The organism is Aeromonas sp. Y293-4 (assembly GCF_027705905.1).
GTDB lineage: Bacteria > Pseudomonadota > Gammaproteobacteria > Enterobacterales > Aeromonadaceae > Aeromonas > Aeromonas veronii.
This window is the reverse complement of record NZ_JAPDCI010000011.1, coordinates 24,600-40,458: the sequence shown is the minus strand read 5'-3', so window position 1 is coordinate 40,458 and position 15,859 is coordinate 24,600. Positions and strand designations below refer to the sequence as shown.

Sequence of the window (15,859 nt, the reverse complement as noted above, 5' to 3'; positions counted from 1 at the left end):
CTCTTACTACAAGCCAGGAATCAGGACGACAACGTTGAGCTAAGAGGCAGGAGACAACCGGTTTGCCTCTGTTTGCCAATTGGTTCGCCAGAGGGGCCTGTCTCTTAATCTGAGTTGCGGAGTGACAGGTTAAGAGCAGCACAACCGGGTGTCGATGAAGATGCACATAAATCGACACTTTCTTTGATTGATCGCAAACTTGCCGGGTTAGCCCGGCGTTTACCCGCTTTATAGCGGGTAAATCTCCCGAATAGTCCCCCTCACCAAGCCCCTTCGACCAGCAGCCATATGGCCTGCGAACCGCCCTCAATCGACCAGTAGAGAGGTGGTTCAGTGGAGCTGTTTCAGCCAGTTTTTCAGCGCGACCGAGGGAATGGAGCTCTCGGAGGCGACAGCAAATGCGCCCCAGTCCACCGCGCACTGCAACGCATCCTTGATCGCCATGCCCCGCGCCAGACCATGGATCAATCCGCCAGCGAAGGCATCCCCCGCCCCCGTGGTATCGACCACAGATACTGGCCGGGCGGCAACCCGGATCTGCTCATCGCCGTGGATGGCCACTGCGCCCGCCTTGCCTTCGGTCAACACCAGCCATTCGAGCTGCTCCCCCGCCAGCTGGCGGGCATGTTGCCAAGGGTCGCTCACCTCGCCGAGATCGGAGCGGGAGGCCACCAGCACGTGACAGGGACGGCGTGCTTGGCCACCCTTGGGATACTGGGCCACCACGAAGCTCTTGCCGAGCATCTGGCGCATGTAGCTGATGATGGCGGTGCCGGGATAGTTCACATAGAAGCAGTCGATCCCCTCCAGCGGCAGATCGCCGGGCAGGTCGGGACGCCGCGGGCGGCGCAGTATGGTGCGCTCGCCGGTGGAGTCCACCAGGATCAGCAGCTCGCCGGTCTCACCGCCAAAGCGCTCCACATGGCTGCAATCCAGCCCGTAACCGGCCGCCTGCTCCAGCAGCCAGTCGCCGGTCTCGTCCAGCCCGATGCGGGAGGCAATGGTCACCTCGTGGCCCGCCCACACCAGCCCGATGCCGGTGTTGGCGGCGCCACCGCCGAGCCTGCGCCCCTGATCCACATATTGCAGCCGGGCCCCCGCCACCAGCGGTTCGGAGAGGGAGAGCACATGATCACAGTTGAGATTGGCAAGCAGCAGAATGCGGGACATAGAGACCTCGGACGATGGAGATAGCCCAAAAGAGACAGGCTGAACCCCGAGTAGAGCCCAGCCTGACAGAAGAGACAACCGGCAGCGATCGGGAATCCGATCGGGATCAATAGATGGGCAGCTCCACCCCGGCCAGCAGCTCGTCGATGCGCGCCTGACTCGGCTGCTGCATCACACTCTGGATCACCTCTTTGGTGAGGTGGGGCGAGAAGGAGCTGATGAAGTCATACATGTAGTTCTGCAGCAGGATGCTCTTGCTGAAACAGATCTGCGCCGGGCAGGGCTTGAACAGGTGCTCCAGATTGATGGAGACCAGCCCGGGGCTGTCGGTGTCGTTGGCCACCAGCGAGGAGATGATGCCGATGCCAAAGCCCAGCTCCACGTAGCGCTTGATCACTCCGGCATCCATTACCGTCATGTAGTAACTCGGTGTCAGCCCCGCCGCCTGAAACACCTCGTCCTGCACCTGACGGCCAGTGGCGCCACTCTCGTAGCTGAGGATGGGGTAGTGGCAGAGCTGCTCCAGGGTCGGCTTCTTCACCTTGGCCAGCGGATGATCCTGCGGCACCACCAGCGAGAGGGTCCAGAGGTAGGCGGGCAGCGCGATCAGCTCCTTGTCGAAGCCAATCTCGTGGGCAACGATGGAGAAATCGGAGTAACCCTTGCTGATCTGCTCCTTGCTCGCCGACATCACCGGATGGAGGTGGAACGAGATCTTGGGATACTTCTTGGTGAAGTAGGTGACCGACTTGGGCAGCAGATAGCGGGCGATGGTGTGGGTAGTGTGGATGTTGAGGGTGCCCACGGTCGGGTCCAGATACTCGCGGGAGATCGCCTTGATCTTGCTCTCGATATTGAGCATCGCCTCTGCACACTTGATGATCTCCTCCCCCACCGGGGTGATGCGGTGCAAATGCTTGCCACGACGCTCGAAGATCCGCACCCCCAGCTCGCTCTCCAGCAGGCCAATCTGTTTGCTGACCCCCGGCTGACTGGTGAAGAGCGCATCGGAAGCCACGGACACATTGAGGTTGTGGTCCCGGATCGCGATCAAATACTTCAATTGCTGTAGTTTCAAGGCGTCACACTCTCACACTGGTTTGGCTCAGACAGGTTTGGCTCAGGCCGGGACGGCAATCAAGCCATACAAACAGGCCGCCACATGGGCGGCCAGTGTACCATCCGATCCCGACATCTCAGCGCTTGATCCTTCATTTTGCTACAAAATCTAGCATCCGAAGGGGTGGCTGACAAACCGGGCTCAGGCCGCACCAGCACGCAGCGGCAGGATCCCCAAAAACTGCAGCAGCCACTGCATCATGGTCGCCGAATCCACCTCCCCCTCCAGCGAGGAGAGGCTGCTCTGGTAGCGCTCGTCGGGCAACAGGCCACGGCGCCGCTCGATCAGCGCCCGGTTGTACTCCACCGAGAACTCCGGATGCCCCTGAATGGCGACGATGTGATCACCCTGCAAAAACATAAAGTTGGGACAAAAATCGTTGCCCGCCAGCCGGGTTGCTCCGGGGGGCAGCAGCGCCACCTGATCCTGATGGCTCGCCAGAATGCGGATATGATCCCGCGCTGGCGCCATCCAGGGCTCATCTACCAGCATGGGGTGCACCGACACACCCAGCCCCCACCCCTTGGTAGACTTCACCACCTCGCCACCGAGCGCCTGGGCGATCACCTGATGACCGAAGCAGACACCTGCCAGCTTGACGTCGGCATCGTGCGCCTGGCGGATCCACGCCCGCAGTGCCTGAATCCAGGGAATATCGCTGTAAGCATCGTGGCGCGAGCCTGTGATGAGCCAGGCATCGCACTCGTGCAGATCCTCCGGCAGCTCCCCATCGAGAGCCGACCAGACCCGAAATTCCAGTTCGGGGGCCAGGGCCGCAAAGCCCCTGATAAACATCTCGGAGTAAACGGGGCCAAAACGATCCGCCAGATCGGGATCGAGCCGGTCACAATCGAGAATTCCCAATCGCATCTGTTGTTCCTTTACAGAGTTCGCCCCCGCCAATCAACGACCGGCGGGGGCAAGAGGTTAAGCCATGAGCACGCGCCAGCGCGTCACTTCATGGTCGGCATGGAGAACTCGGCACCACTGCGCAGGCTCTGGGGCCAGCGCGCCGTCACCGTCTTCATCCGGGTATAAAAGCGAACCCCGTCCGGCCCGTGCATGTTGAGCGGCCCGAAGATGGAGCGCTTCCAGCCGCCAAAGCTGTGAAACGCCATCGGCACCGGAATGGGAACGTTCACCCCTACCATACCGACCTGCACCCGTGCCGTGAAGTCCCGCGCGGTGTCGCCATCACAGGTAAAGATGGCGGTGCCGTTGCCGTACTCGTGCTCGTTGATGAGCCGCAGCGCCGTCTCGTAATCCGGCACCCGCACGATGGAGAGCACAGGGCCAAAGATCTCCTCGCGGTAGATGCGCATCTCGGGGGTCACCTCGTCAAACAGGCAGCCCCCGATAAAGTAACCCTCGTCGTGGCTCAGCGTGCGACCATCGACCCGCAGCGCGGCCCCTTCGGCCACCCCCTGATCCACGTAGCCACGCACCTTGGCCAGATGCTCCTTGCTGATGAGCGGCCCCATCTCGTTCTCCGGGCTCTGGCCCAACCCCGGGCCCACTCGCAGTTTTTCCACCAGCGGTGTCAGCTTGGCCACCAGGGCATCGGCGGTCTCGTCACCCACTACCACGGCTACCGAGATCGCCATGCAGCGCTCGCCCGCTGCCCCATAAGCAGCCCCCATCAGGGCGGAGACCGCCTGATCGAGGTCCGCATCCGGCATCACCACCATGTGGTTCTTGGCGCCGCCCAGCGCCTGCACTCGCTTGCCGTGGGCCGAGGCGGTGGCATAGATGTACTGGGCGATGGGGGTCGAGCCGACAAACGACACGGCACCCACTCGCGGGTCGGTCAGCAGCACATCCACCACCTCCTTGTCACCGTTCACCACGTTGAGCACGCCGTCAGGCAGACCGGCCTCCTTGAGCAGCTCGGCCATCCGCAACGAGAGGGAGGGATCCTTCTCGGAGGGTTTGAGAATAAAGGTATTGCCGCAGGCGATGGCGACCGGGAACATCCAGAGCGGCACCATGGCCGGGAAGTTGAACGGGGTGATGCCGGCGCAAACCCCCACCGGCTGCATCATGGAGTAGCTGTCTACCCCACGGCCGACGTTGAGGGAGTGCTCCCCCTTGAGCAGATGGGGAATGCCGCAGGCAAACTCCACTACCTCCAGCCCGCGGGTCAACTCGCCCTGCGCATCGGAGAAGACCTTGCCATGCTCGCGGCTGATGAGCTGGGCCAGCTCGTCTCTGTGCTGCTCCATCAACTCCTTGAAGCGGAAAAAGACCCGGGCCCGCACCAGCGGGGGGGTTTGCGACCAGTCGGCAAAGGCGCGCTCGGCGATGGCGATCGCCTCCTGACACTCGGCGGCGCTGGACAGCCCCACACTCCCCTGCTGCTTGCCGCAGGCGGGATTGAAGATGGCACCCTGGCGCTCGCTGCGACTCTCCTGCGGCTGGCCGTTGATGAAGTTGCTGACCCTGTATGTCATGTATCCTCCGTGATAACTGATGTGGTAAATGCGCTGAGCAAACCAACGCAAGGCCCCGCCAGTGCGGGGCCATCAAATGGGTTAGGGTTGTGCCTGCAGGGCATCCTGCAGCAGGGTGAAGAGATCGTCGATCTGACTGCGCTCGATGATGAGGGGCGGCGACAGGGCGATGATATCGCCGGTCACCCGGATCAATGCCCCCTTCTCGAAGCAGCGCACGAACACCTCATAGGCGCGCTTGCCCGGCGCATCCGGCATGGACTCCAGCTCGATACCAGCCATCAGCCCGTAGTTGCGTACATCCTTCACATGCTTGCAACCCTTCAGCGAATGGGCCGCCTCCTCCCAGTAGCCCGCCAGATCGGCAGCGCGGCTGAGCAGGTTCTCGTTGCGATAGATTTCGAGGGTCGCGAGCCCCGCAGCAGCAGCCACAGGATGACCGGAGTAGGTGTAGCCGTGGAACAGCTCGATAGCCCCCTTTCCTGCCACCATCATGTCGTCATAAATGTGCTTCTGCACCAGCACCGCGCCCATGGGGATAGCGCCGTTGGTCAGCCCCTTGGCGCAGGTGATCATGTCGGGGATGACATCGAACTCCTGCGCGGCGAAGGGGGAACCGAGGCGGCCGAAACCGGTGATCACCTCGTCAAAAATCAGCAGGATGCCGTGTTTGGTGCAGATCTCCCGCAGCCGCTTGAGGTAGCCTTTGGGGGGCATCAGCACGCCGGTACTGCCAGCGATGGGCTCGACGATCACCGCCGCGATATTGCTGGCATCGTGCAGGAAGACGATCTTCTCCAGCTCGTCGGCCAGCGCCACATCCTCCTCGGGCAGCCCTTTGGTGAAGGCGTTCTTGGCGATGTTGAGGGTATGAGGCAGATGATCCACCCCGGTCAGCAGGGAGCCGAACCACTTGCGGTTGCCGGGAATGCCCCCCACCGAGATGCCGCCAAAGCCGACCCCGTGATAGCCACGCTCGCGGCCAATCAGCCGGGTGCGAGTGCCCTGACCGCGAGCCCGCTGCCAGGCCAGCGCGATTTTCAGCGCGGTATCGACCGACTCGGAACCCGAGTTGGTGTAGAAGACATGGCCAAACCCCTTGGGAGCGATCTCCACCAGCTTGTTGGCCAGCTCGAACGGCAGGGGGTGGCCCATCTGGAAAGTGGGGGCGAAATCGAGATGGGAAATCTGCTGGGAGACCGCCTCGGCAATCTCGCGCCGACCATGGCCAGCGTTGCAACACCAGAGTCCGGCTGTGCCATCCAGTATCTTGCGGCCATCCTCTGAGTGATAATACATCCCCTCTGCCGACTTCAGGATGCGCGGCGCGGCCTTGAACTGCTGGTTGGCGGTGAACGGCATCCAGAACGCGGACATGTCGGAGGGCGTATTGATGTCGCTGATCGGTTTCATGGTCACCTCATCCTTAAGGTGTTTAGCAACTGTCGGCCAATGCCTATTAAATTAAACACCTGAATCCATAAAAAAGGGCCCGTTATCGCCCTGTCTGGTGCCACCCCTAGCTAGACGCATCAGCAGGGTGGTATAAGATATTTAACACAATTTTAATAATAGTAAACAGTCAAGGAGTGTCTATAGATGGATATCGGTCACCGCCTCAAGGCGGTTCGCACCAAGGCGGCCCTCTCCCAGCGCGAGCTGGCCAAGCGCTCCGGTGTGACCAACGGATTTATCTCCCAGATCGAGAAAAATCAGGTGAGCCCCTCTGTCGCCTCCCTGCGCAAGGTGCTGGAAGGCATCCCCATGTCGCTGGCCAGCTTCTTCACCGAAGAGACCGAAATGGGCACCGAAGTGATCTTCCGCGCCGCCGATATGCCGGATCTCGGCACGCATCCCATCAGCTACCGGCTGGTCGGGCACAGCCGCGCCAACCGCGCCATCGGCATGTTGCAGGAGGTGCTGCCACCGGGCGCCGACACCGGCGACGACATGCTGAGCCACGAGGGTGAAGAGTGCGGCATCGTCATCAAGGGCGAAGTTGAAGTGACCGTGGGCGAGCAGATCTACCTGCTGGGCGCCGGGGATGGCTACTACTTCGACAGCCGCACCCCCCACCGTTTTCGCAATAGCGGCGAGCAGGAGTGCGTGCTGATTTCGGCCAACACCCCCGCCAGTTTCTGACATTCAGGCGCGCGTCGGCAGGGGGCAATGTTTAATGAATTGTTACAAGATGGATTTACAAGCGGCAGGATGTTTAGCATATTGATACGCGGAATCTGACTTTTGCCGGTTCAAGGAGTGAACATGAGTGACCTGACCCTGGCCCAGTGGCAACACAAGGCCGCCCATCTGACCCTGCCCTCGCAAGCCTTTATCAACGGCAGCTATCGGGATGCCGTCAATGGCGCCACCTTCGATTGCATCAACCCGGCCAACGGCAAGCTGCTGACCAAGGTGGCTGCCTGCGATGCCGCCGATGCCGAACTGGCGGTACAGGCTGCCCGTGACGCCTTCAACGACAAGCGTTGGAGCGGCCTGCCGCCGAAACAGCGCAAACAGATCATGCAGCGCTTCGCCGAGCTGATGCGCCTCAACAAGGTGGAGCTGGCGCTGCTGGAGTCGCTGGATATGGGCAAACCCATCGGCGATGCCATGGGCTATGACGCCCCCGCCGCCGCCAACTGTATCGCCTGGAACGCCGAAGCGATCGACAAGATCTACGATCAGGTCGCCCCGGTGGAGGAGTCAGCACTGGCGCTGGTGACCCGCGAAGCGCTCGGGGTGGTTGCCGCCATCGTGCCATGGAACTTCCCGCTGGTGATGGCCTGCTGGAAGCTGGGCCCGGCGCTCGCTACCGGCAACTCGGTCATTCTCAAGCCTTCCGAGAAATCTCCGCTGACCGCCCTGCGCATCGCCGGTCTGGCCAAGGAGGCGGGTATTCCGGACGGCGTGTTCAACGTGCTGCCGGGCTTTGGCCATACCGTGGGCGAGGCGCTGGCCATGCATATGGATGTGGATTGCATCACCTTCACCGGCTCCACCAAGATCGGCAAACATCTGGTGGAGTGCTCCGGCAAGTCCAACCTCAAGCGCGCCTTTATGGAGTGCGGCGGCAAGAGCCCCAACATCATACTGGCCGACGCACCGGATCTGGACACAGCGGCCAAGAGCGCCGCAGGTGCCATCTTCTACAACCAGGGCGAAGTATGCACCGCCGCCTCTCGGCTGCTGGTGCAAAACAGCATCAAGCCGCAATTTATGGAGCGACTGCTGGCCCATGCCCGCGAGTGGATCTCGGCCAACCCGCTCGACCCTGCGACCCGTATCGGCGCCATGGTGGATCACATCCAGATGGAGCAGGTGCTGCGCTATATCGAGATTGGCAAGCAGGAGGGGGCCAAGCTGCTGCTGGGGGGCAACCGCACCAATATGGAGAGTGGCGGCTTCTATATCGAACCCACCATCTTTGACGACGTGGCCCCGCAGATGCGCATCTTCCGCGAGGAGATCTTCGGCCCTGTACTGGCGGTGACCGGCTTCGATACGCTGGAGGAGGCTATCGCGCTGGGCAATGACACCGACTACGGGCTGGCGGCGGCGATCTGGACGGCGGATCTCAACAAGGCGGTGAAAGGCTCGCGCGCCCTGCGCGCCGGTACCGTGTTCGTCAACAACTGGGACGGTGGTGACATGACCATGCCATTTGGCGGCTTCAAACAGTCCGGTAACGGTCGCGACAAGTCACTTCATGCGCTGGAGAAGTACACCGAGCTGAAAAGCACCTGGATTCAGCTGGAATAACACGACAAAGCAGCAGTATCGGATCAAAAAGGGGGAGAAATCCCCCTTTTGCATTTTTGGCCTTCCATCACCGGGCTCAATCCTTATAATGACAAAAAAGCCAACATGTTAAATATAAAGACAAAAATGCTATTTTTTCTGGGAAGCGTACTTTTTCTGGTGATCGGTTTGCCCCTGCTGTTCTTCGTGCTGGGGCACGGCGAGGCCTACGTGACCTGGGGCCCCTGGATCTCCGCCATCGCCCTGATGTTGTGGCTGTTGATGGACGTCGACAAGATCCGCCGCGGTAAAGGCTGACCGGCCAGTCACCCTCCTCCTTTCCCTCAAACTTCGTTTATTCGCTTCTTTCCCCGCAAAAGGATCGCTACACTGATTTTTTGCGATGTTTTCCCGCATCCAACGCTTCAGTAAAGGTCATCCGCATGCCGCAACAGATCCAGCGTCAGGGCGTCATCTACGCCCTGTGCGCCTATACCCTTTGGGGCATAGCCCCCATCTATTTCAAGACCATCTCTGCCGTTCCGGCCGCCGAAATCCTGACCCACCGGATGATCTGGTCCTGCGTGCTGCTGATGGTACTGACCCTGGCAGGCCGTCAGTGGCACAAGGTGCAGGCGGTGCTGCGCCAGCCAAAAGTGTTGCTCACCCTGGCGTTTACCTCGGTTACCGTCGGCGGCAACTGGCTGCTGTTCATCTGGGCCATCAACAACGGCCATATGCTGGATGCCAGCCTCGGCTACTACATCAACCCGCTGTTCAACGTACTGTTGGGAATGGTGTTTCTGAGCGAGAAGCTGCGCCGCCTGCAGTGGTGGGCGGTGGCGCTGGCCTTTGCCGGGGTGGCGATCCAGCTTATCGCCTTTGGCTCCTTGCCCTGGATTGCGCTGGTGCTGGCGTCGAGTTTCGCCATCTATGGGCTGGTGCGCAAAAAACTGGCCCTCGATGCCCTCACCGGTCTGCTGATCGAAACCATGATCATGCTGCCGCCAGCGGCCATCTATCTGTGGGGCTTTGCCGACAGTCCCACCAGCCATCTCACCCAGAATGACTGGCACCTCAACCTGCTGCTGATCGCCGCAGGCGCCGTCACCACGGCCCCCCTGCTCTGCTTCACCGCCGCCGCGACCCGGCTCAAGCTCTCCACCCTGGGCTTCTTCCAGTACATAGGCCCCAGCCTGATGTTCATCCTCGCGGTCACCCTCTATGGGGAAGCGCTGGCGATGGACAAACTGCTCACCTTTGCCTGCATCTGGAGCGCGCTGGTGCTGTTCAGTCTTGATGGGCTGCGCAGCGGCAAAGCCGCGCCAAGCCGAACCTGACACCGTCTCACCACCATCGACCCCGGCTCATAGGCCGGGGTTCTTTTTCCTGGCACCAGCGGTTTTTAGAGCGCTACTTCCCCTTCTCCAATGCCGACTCGCCATCAACAGACCACACCCGAGTCTCACTATCCCGCCAGAGAGCTATGCTATCCATGAACGGAGCCGAATGGAGGCAACATGCTCAAGCACATTCACGACAGATCCCTGCTTTTTGGTCAGGTTCTGGGGATCATGGTCATTATCACGCTGATCTCCATCAGCTTTTTCGGGCTTTATTCGGTCCGGAGTGCAGCCGATCAGATGGGACAGGGGAAGGATGTGGTAGCCGATATTCTGCCGCCGCCTCTCTACCTCATCGAATCCCAGTTGCAGGTCTACACCCTGCTCCATGCCAAACCGGAGGAGCGGGAGGCCCTGCTGCAAACCCTCGCCCGGCTGCAGCAAGAGTTCGAGAGCCGTAACCGTTTCTGGCAAGAGAGCAGCCTGAACGAGCCCCTCAGGGAGCTGCTGCTGGGGGAGCAAAAAGTGCAGGGGGAACTGTTCTGGCAGTTGCTCAACGACAAGTTTGTCCCCGCCATCAAGGCGGGGGATCTGGCGCAGGCGGGCGCGATTGCGGCACGCCTGCACACCCTCTATAACGCCCACCGGCTAGGGGTGGACGCCACCGTCATCCGCGGCAACCAGTATGCCGCCGAGCAGATGGCCCATCTCGCCAACACCACCCGACTCTGTTACGCCCTGCTGTTGTGCGCCGCACTGCTGGGGGCCTGGCTCATCTTCTGGCTGGGACGCCCCACCCAACAGCGGCTGCTGGCCGCAGGCAAAGCCACCGCCGCCATCGCCGAAGGGGAGTTGAACCGCCCCATGCCAGAGCCGGGCCTCGATGCCATCGGCGAGCTGATCCGCCAGATCGGGGCCATGCGTGACCAGCTGGCAACCCTGGTGGAGTCCCTGCAACGCAGCGCCAGTACGCTGGATGATCGCGCCACCAGCCTGACCGCCATGGCACAACGGCACACCGATGACAGTCAGGCTCAGGTCGGGGCGGCCCACCATATCGAACAGGCCATCGAACAGCTCACCCACTCCATTGAACAGGCGGTTAGCCAGCTGCATCAGGTGGGGGAGCAAACCCTGCAGTCAGCAGAGCGGGCACAAGAGGCGACACTCGCCATCCACACCGTGGAACAGGTGATCGGGGAACAAGTCACGGGAGTGAAGCAGGTCTCCCAGACCATTTCGGATCTGGCTGGCCTCTCGCAGCAGATTGCCGGGCTGGCAGGCGCCATTCACGATATTGCGGAGCAGACCAATTTGCTGGCGCTCAACGCCGCCATTGAAGCGGCGCGGGCAGGTGAACAAGGGCGCGGTTTTGCCGTGGTAGCCGATGAAGTGCGCTCGCTGGCGACCCGCACCGGCAGCGCCACCACCGAGATCAACACCATCATCGGCAAGATCCAGGATGTCAGCCTGCGCGCCGCCAGCGAGATGGATACCGAGCTGGCCCGGGTCGAACAGGCGGTCACTCACACGATGACAGCACGCCAGAGCGTCGCCCGGATCGCGCAGAGCTGCGAGGAGATCAACCAGCGCATCGCTCAGGTCGATCAGTTGATGAGCGATGAGACCCGGCTGGTGCAGGGGATCCATCATCAGGTTAGCGAACTGTCCCGACTGGCAACCGAGGTAAATCAAAACGCCAGCCACGCCGCCGAAGAGGCGACCATGGTGGCCCAGCATGCCCGCATCCTGACCAAACAGACCCGTCATTTCCATCTCGACACCCTGCAGCACTGAATCACCCGGCCGGCCATAGCCGAGCGACTCCACCACCCATTTTTTCAATCACTGGCAAAATGGGTGGTGTTGGGCTCCATGAGGGAATAGGATCCGCCCCTCCAATAACCAACTACAAGGATCAACTGGCATGAATCGAAAATGGTCGCTCCCCATCGTGGCAATCGCGGGGGGAGCGTTACTCTGGCTCGGCAACACCTTTGGTATGAAATGGGCTTTGATGGCCCTGATCGGATTCGGCTTCGGCTTCACCCTCTCCTTCAGCCGCTTCGGCATCGTGTTCGGTTGGCGCGAGATGCTGACCAAGCGCAACAGTTACTACGTGCGGGTTCACCTGCTCACCATCGCCATCGAGATTCTGCTGTTCACCACCTTCCTCTCCTTTAGTCACGCCCTCTTTGGCGATGCCATGGTGGGTAACGTGATGGCTATCGGCATTCCTTTCATCGTCGGTGCCTTCCTGTTCGGCATCGGCATGCAGCTGGCAGGCGTCTGCGCCACCGGCACTCTTTATTGCTGCGGCGAGGGGCAACCCCGCTTCTGGCTGGTGCTGATCTGCTACGGCATCGGCACCCTCATCAGCAACCAGTTCCGCCCCGAACTGGAGGCCACCTTCTCCAGCCATGTGGTGCTGGCCAAGGATTTGACCGGCAATATCTGGAGCGGCATGCTGCTCAACCTGGCGCTGGTCGCCGCGCTGTTCCTGCTGTTTCGCAAGAGCGAACTCAAGCGTACCGGCGAACTCAAGCCCCTCTTCAGCGGCGGCAACCTATTCTGGCGCGATGGCCGCTTCACCGTGCTGACCGGCGGCATCATCATCGCGGTGCTCAACTCCACTGTCGTCGCCCTGCACGGCTCGGCCTGGACCATCACCGGCGCCGTCTATGACATGGCGCTGCGCGGCGCCTCTCTGTTCGGCCTGTTCGAGGGCAACCCCAAGCTGGCCCAGCCGCTCTTCATCAATCCCATGGTCGGCATGTTCTGGCTCGGCATTCTGGGGGCTATGCTGGCGCGCTGCATTAGCGGTGGCGGTAACTTCGCCCCGATGCGGATCGGCAACAGTCTGGCATCCATCCTCGGCGGCCTGCTGATGGGGATGGGCGCCATGTACAGCGCCTGCAACCTCGGCGGCTTCTTCGACGGCACCGCCTCTGGCAGCCTGCACGGCTGGGTCTGGATGTTGATGGCCCTCGCTGGCAGCCTCATCGGCATCCGCCTGCGCCCGCTGTTCGGGCTCTGAGGCACGACATCGTAAACACCCCATAAGAAACGGGAGGCCAAGCCTCCCGTTTTTACATTTACTGCTCCCGTCGCTCTGCTTATTGGACAGGCTGGGAAACCCCTTCCAGATGGATTTCCACCCGGCGATCCGGTGCCAGACAGGCGATCAGCTCCTGCTTGGATCGGCTGGCACAGCTGCTGCCAGTGACCGGATTGGCCTTGCCACGTCCCTCGACTCGTACCTTGTCGGCATACAAGCCTTTGGATACCAGATAGCTGGCCACACTCTGGGCCCGCTTCTCGGAGAGGGCCAGGTTGTAGTTGTCGGAGCCGATGCGGTCGGTATAACCGATGACAGTTGCGACACCATCTTTCGGATTGGCCGCCACAATCTGGCTGAACAGGGCATCGAGCGCCTGATTGGCAGCCGGTTTCAGGGTCGCCTTGTTGAACTCGAACAGCACATCGGAACTCAGACTGAAGGTCTTGGGCTCAACCACGGCTACAGGTGCCGGTTCGGCTGCCGGAGCGGGCGCCGGTGCAGCGACCTCGCCACCTTGCTGACCGAAGCGATAGAGCATCCCGAACGAAATCAGGCCGTTATCCATCTCGATACCGGAGCGATCGAGAGAGGCATCTCCCAGCGGTGTGGTGTACTGGTACTCCAGACGAGCAGCCCAGTCACGATCGATGGCATATTCGGCACCCAGCGCACCAACGAAGGCGGCGCCATGCTTTTTGCCGGTCTCGCGGCTATTAGCGAAGCTGATCTCGCTATCCGTCCAGGCATAAGCACCGCCCAGTCGGCCATAAAGATCGAGCACGTTCGTTGCCGGGAAGCTGATCTTCATGGTGGCCTGAATCATCTGGCTCTTGGCTTCGGTCTTGAGGGTATTGGCACCAGTGCCCGAAGTGGTGTCGTATTTGCCAAGCCAGTCATAACCCAGCTCGAAACCCAGGTTGGGGTTGAGCTGGTAACCGGCGAACAGGCCAAGACCCAGATCATCCGTGTTCTCGCTGGTATTACCCAACGTCTGGGCAATCGACTCGGCATACTGGTTGTGGTCAACGCCATAGTAATTGGACCAACCGGCCTTGCCACCGACATACCAGGTATTGTCCTGAGCGGCGGCCTGTACGGCTCCGGCCGCCAGCAAACCACTGACCAATACGGCAAGCATGGATTTATTCATATTTTCGCCTCTGCAATAAGTCGTTATGGGCGCCTGAGTGCGCACTTTCCCTGTGTGAAGCCGTCAGGCGGCCTCTCCGCTATTCAGGGTATCCCATCCGAACGCAGCCTCAAATGACCAAGCCATCAGGAGTGTGAGCTTGCCAGCAATATCCGGCGTAAAAATCACCTGTGTACCTATTCACACTGTTTTGCCAGTTAAACCATGACTTTGCGTCGTACGGAGTGGACCTATCCACACGCAGCAATAGAAAAGGGAGGCATAATGCCTCCCTTCAGATTTGTTGTTGAATAATCTCGCTCAGCTGGCCAGAAATAACCGGTAGGCGGGGTCGTCGCTCACCTCTTTCCAGCCGTAGCCAATCTCGCGCAGATAGTCGTGGAAGGCGGCCACGTCATCGTCCGGCAGTTCGAAGGCACAGAGCACCCGGCCGTAGTCGGCACCGTGGTTGCGGTAGTGGAACAGGCTGATGTTCCAGCGACAGCCGAGGGTCTCGAGAAAGCGCATCAAAGCGCCAGGCTGCTCCGGAAACTTGAAGCTATAGAGCCGTTCACCGAGGGGCCGGGCCGGGCGGCCGCCAATCATGTAACGCACGTGGTTTTTAGCCAGCTCGCTCTCGGTCATGTTGACCACCGGATAGCCGTTGCCGCCGAGCTGATCGATGATCTGGCCCAGCTCTTCGTCACCACCGGTGAGGCGCACCGAGACGAACAGCGACGCCTGCTCGGCATCGGCGTAGCGGTAGTTGAACTCGGTCACCATACGGGGCCCGAGCTGACGGCAGAAGTCGAGGAAGGCCCCCTTGCGCTCGGGGATGGTCACCGCCAGCATGCCCTCACGCTTCTCGCCAATCTCGCAGCGCTCCGACACATAGCGCAGGCTGTGGAAGTTGACGTTGGCGCCGGAGAGAATGGCCGCCATCCGCCCCCCTTTCACCTGCTCCCGCTCGCTGTAGGCCTTGAGGCCCGCCAACGACAGGGCGCCCGACGGCTCGGCAATGGCGCGGCAGTCATCGAAGATATCTTTCAGCGCGGCGCAGATCTGGTCGTTGGAGACGGTCACCACCTCGTCCAGATACTGGTTGCACAGGCGGAAGGTCTCCTCGCCGATGCGCTTGACCGCTACACCATCCGCAAACAGCGAGACCCGCTCCAGATTGACCGGCTCGCCAGCCGCCAGCGCGGCCTTGAGGCAGGCAGACCCTTCAGCCTCCACCCCGATCACCTTCACATCCGGCAGCAGCTGCTTGATATAGACCGCCACCCCGGCGGCCAACCCGCCCCCCCCCACCGGCACAAACACGTGGGTGAGGTGGGTATCCTGCTCCAACAGCTCCTTGCCGATGGTGCCCTGCCCGGCGATCACCTCAACGTCGTCAAACGGCGGGATCAGGGTGTAGCCCTCAAGCGTGGAGAGGCGGCGACTCTCGCCATAGGCCTCGTCGAAGCTGTTGCCGAACAGCATTACGTTGCCGCCCTGACGGCGTACCGCATCGATCTTGATGTCCGGCGTGGTCTTGGGCATCACGATGATCGCCTTGATGCCGAGCTTGGCGGCAGACAGGGCGACCCCCTGCGCGTGGTTGCCCGCAGAGGCGGCGATGACGCCGCGCGCCTTCTGCTCCTCGGTCAGGGTGGCGATCTTGTGGTAGGCACCGCGCAGCTTGAAGGAGTGGACCGGTTGCAGATCCTCCCGCTTCAGGCTGACGTGGTTGCCGAGCCGCTCGGAGAGTTTCTTCAGGGTTTGCAAGGGGGTGACCCGCGCCGCCTCATAGACGGGAGAGAGCAACACCTTGCGTAGATAATCAGCCGCAGAGACCATGGT

The 15,859-nt window shown here is 61.2% G+C and carries 13 protein-coding genes; 6 read left to right on the top strand and 7 right to left on the bottom strand.

All coding sequences use genetic code 11. The features are described 5' to 3' along the window. Window positions 1-330: 330 nt before the first annotated feature. The 5 genes from OKC31_RS13380 to OKC31_RS13360 all read right to left on the bottom strand — a co-directional run bounded on the left by OKC31_RS13380 (window position 331) and on the right by OKC31_RS13360 (window position 6,153). Window positions 331-1,170: a PfkB family carbohydrate kinase gene (locus OKC31_RS13380; protein ID WP_247823779.1), complete on the bottom strand. Its 840-nt coding sequence runs from the start codon at window positions 1,168-1,170 to the stop codon at window positions 331-333. Window positions 1,171-1,276: 106 nt separating this feature from the next. Then, window positions 1,277-2,248, bottom strand: coding sequence for a LysR substrate-binding domain-containing protein (locus OKC31_RS13375; RefSeq protein ID WP_005339651.1), 972 nt, complete (start codon window positions 2,246-2,248; stop codon window positions 1,277-1,279). A 183-nt stretch (window positions 2,249-2,431) separates the two neighbouring features. Then, window positions 2,432-3,160: a glutamine amidotransferase-related protein gene (locus OKC31_RS13370; RefSeq protein ID WP_005339650.1), complete on the bottom strand. Its 729-nt coding sequence runs from the start codon at window positions 3,158-3,160 to the stop codon at window positions 2,432-2,434. A gap of 83 nt (window positions 3,161-3,243) precedes the next feature. Next, window positions 3,244-4,740, bottom strand: a complete 1,497-nt coding sequence (locus tag OKC31_RS13365) for a CoA-acylating methylmalonate-semialdehyde dehydrogenase (RefSeq protein WP_167566080.1) — start codon at window positions 4,738-4,740, stop codon at window positions 3,244-3,246. Window positions 4,741-4,821: 81 nt separating this feature from the next. After that, the gene (locus OKC31_RS13360) at window positions 4,822-6,153 is read right to left on the bottom strand and encodes an aspartate aminotransferase family protein (RefSeq protein ID WP_247823778.1); all 1,332 of its coding nucleotides are present in this window, start codon (window positions 6,151-6,153) and stop codon (window positions 4,822-4,824) included. Window positions 6,154-6,339: 186 nt separating this feature from the next. Between OKC31_RS13360 and OKC31_RS13355 the strand changes: the two genes are divergently transcribed. From OKC31_RS13355 to OKC31_RS13330, 6 genes are all read left to right on the top strand, one after another. Continuing rightward, window positions 6,340-6,882 (top strand): cupin domain-containing protein, encoded by a 543-nt coding sequence (locus OKC31_RS13355; RefSeq protein WP_005339643.1) that lies wholly within the window; start codon window positions 6,340-6,342, stop codon window positions 6,880-6,882. A 123-nt stretch (window positions 6,883-7,005) separates the two neighbouring features. Next, on the top strand, window positions 7,006-8,502 hold the full coding sequence (locus OKC31_RS13350) for an aldehyde dehydrogenase (RefSeq protein ID WP_236353797.1): 1,497 nt from the start codon (window positions 7,006-7,008) through the stop codon (window positions 8,500-8,502). A gap of 126 nt (window positions 8,503-8,628) precedes the next feature. Further along, window positions 8,629-8,799 carry a hypothetical protein gene (locus OKC31_RS13345; RefSeq protein ID WP_005341999.1) on the top strand — a complete coding sequence of 57 codons (171 nt, stop codon included), beginning with the start codon at window positions 8,629-8,631 and terminating at the stop codon, window positions 8,797-8,799. A gap of 125 nt (window positions 8,800-8,924) precedes the next feature. Further along, complete coding sequence (gene rarD, locus OKC31_RS13340) at window positions 8,925-9,821, top strand: EamA family transporter RarD (RefSeq protein ID WP_005356175.1); 897 nt, start codon at window positions 8,925-8,927, stop codon at window positions 9,819-9,821. A 180-nt stretch (window positions 9,822-10,001) separates the two neighbouring features. After that, a complete protein-coding gene (locus OKC31_RS13335; protein WP_247823777.1) occupies window positions 10,002-11,621 on the top strand; it encodes a methyl-accepting chemotaxis protein in 1,620 nt (539 codons plus the stop codon). A 130-nt stretch (window positions 11,622-11,751) separates the two neighbouring features. Beyond that, window positions 11,752-12,861: a YeeE/YedE thiosulfate transporter family protein gene (locus tag OKC31_RS13330; RefSeq protein ID WP_247823776.1), complete on the top strand. Its 1,110-nt coding sequence runs from the start codon at window positions 11,752-11,754 to the stop codon at window positions 12,859-12,861. A 79-nt stretch (window positions 12,862-12,940) separates the two neighbouring features. On the opposite strand, the gene ompA is transcribed toward OKC31_RS13330, so the two are convergent. Together ompA and ilvA are read right to left on the bottom strand one after the other, a co-directional pair. Further along, window positions 12,941-14,035, bottom strand: coding sequence for a porin OmpA (gene ompA, locus OKC31_RS13325; RefSeq protein WP_247823775.1), 1,095 nt, complete (start codon window positions 14,033-14,035; stop codon window positions 12,941-12,943). A gap of 300 nt (window positions 14,036-14,335) precedes the next feature. Next, on the bottom strand, window positions 14,336-15,856 hold the full coding sequence (gene ilvA / locus OKC31_RS13320; protein WP_247823774.1) for a threonine ammonia-lyase, biosynthetic: 1,521 nt from the start codon (window positions 15,854-15,856) through the stop codon (window positions 14,336-14,338). Between the last annotated feature and the right edge of the window lie 3 nt (window positions 15,857-15,859).

Excerpts from the sequence above, each read along its gene's own strand:
- OKC31_RS13380 (WP_247823779.1), bottom strand. The coding sequence starts at position 1,170 with ATGTCCCGCATTCTGCTGCTTGCCAATCTCAACTGTGATCATGTGCTC.
- OKC31_RS13345 (WP_005341999.1), top strand. The coding sequence starts at position 8,629 with ATGCTATTTTTTCTGGGAAGCGTACTTTTTCTGGTGATCGGTTTGCCC.
- OKC31_RS13365 (WP_167566080.1), bottom strand. The coding sequence starts at position 4,740 with ATGACATACAGGGTCAGCAACTTCATCAACGGCCAGCCGCAGGAGAGT.
- OKC31_RS13360 (WP_247823778.1), bottom strand. The coding sequence starts at position 6,153 with ATGAAACCGATCAGCGACATCAATACGCCCTCCGACATGTCCGCGTTC.
- OKC31_RS13355 (WP_005339643.1), top strand. The coding sequence starts at position 6,340 with ATGGATATCGGTCACCGCCTCAAGGCGGTTCGCACCAAGGCGGCCCTC.
- OKC31_RS13335 (WP_247823777.1), top strand. The coding sequence starts at position 10,002 with ATGCTCAAGCACATTCACGACAGATCCCTGCTTTTTGGTCAGGTTCTG.
- rarD (WP_005356175.1), top strand. The coding sequence starts at position 8,925 with ATGCCGCAACAGATCCAGCGTCAGGGCGTCATCTACGCCCTGTGCGCC.
- ilvA (WP_247823774.1), bottom strand. The coding sequence starts at position 15,856 with ATGGTCTCTGCGGCTGATTATCTACGCAAGGTGTTGCTCTCTCCCGTC.
- ompA (WP_247823775.1), bottom strand. The coding sequence starts at position 14,035 with ATGAATAAATCCATGCTTGCCGTATTGGTCAGTGGTTTGCTGGCGGCC.
- OKC31_RS13370 (WP_005339650.1), bottom strand. The coding sequence starts at position 3,160 with ATGCGATTGGGAATTCTCGATTGTGACCGGCTCGATCCCGATCTGGCG.
- OKC31_RS13350 (WP_236353797.1), top strand. The coding sequence starts at position 7,006 with ATGAGTGACCTGACCCTGGCCCAGTGGCAACACAAGGCCGCCCATCTG.
- OKC31_RS13330 (WP_247823776.1), top strand. The coding sequence starts at position 11,752 with ATGAATCGAAAATGGTCGCTCCCCATCGTGGCAATCGCGGGGGGAGCG.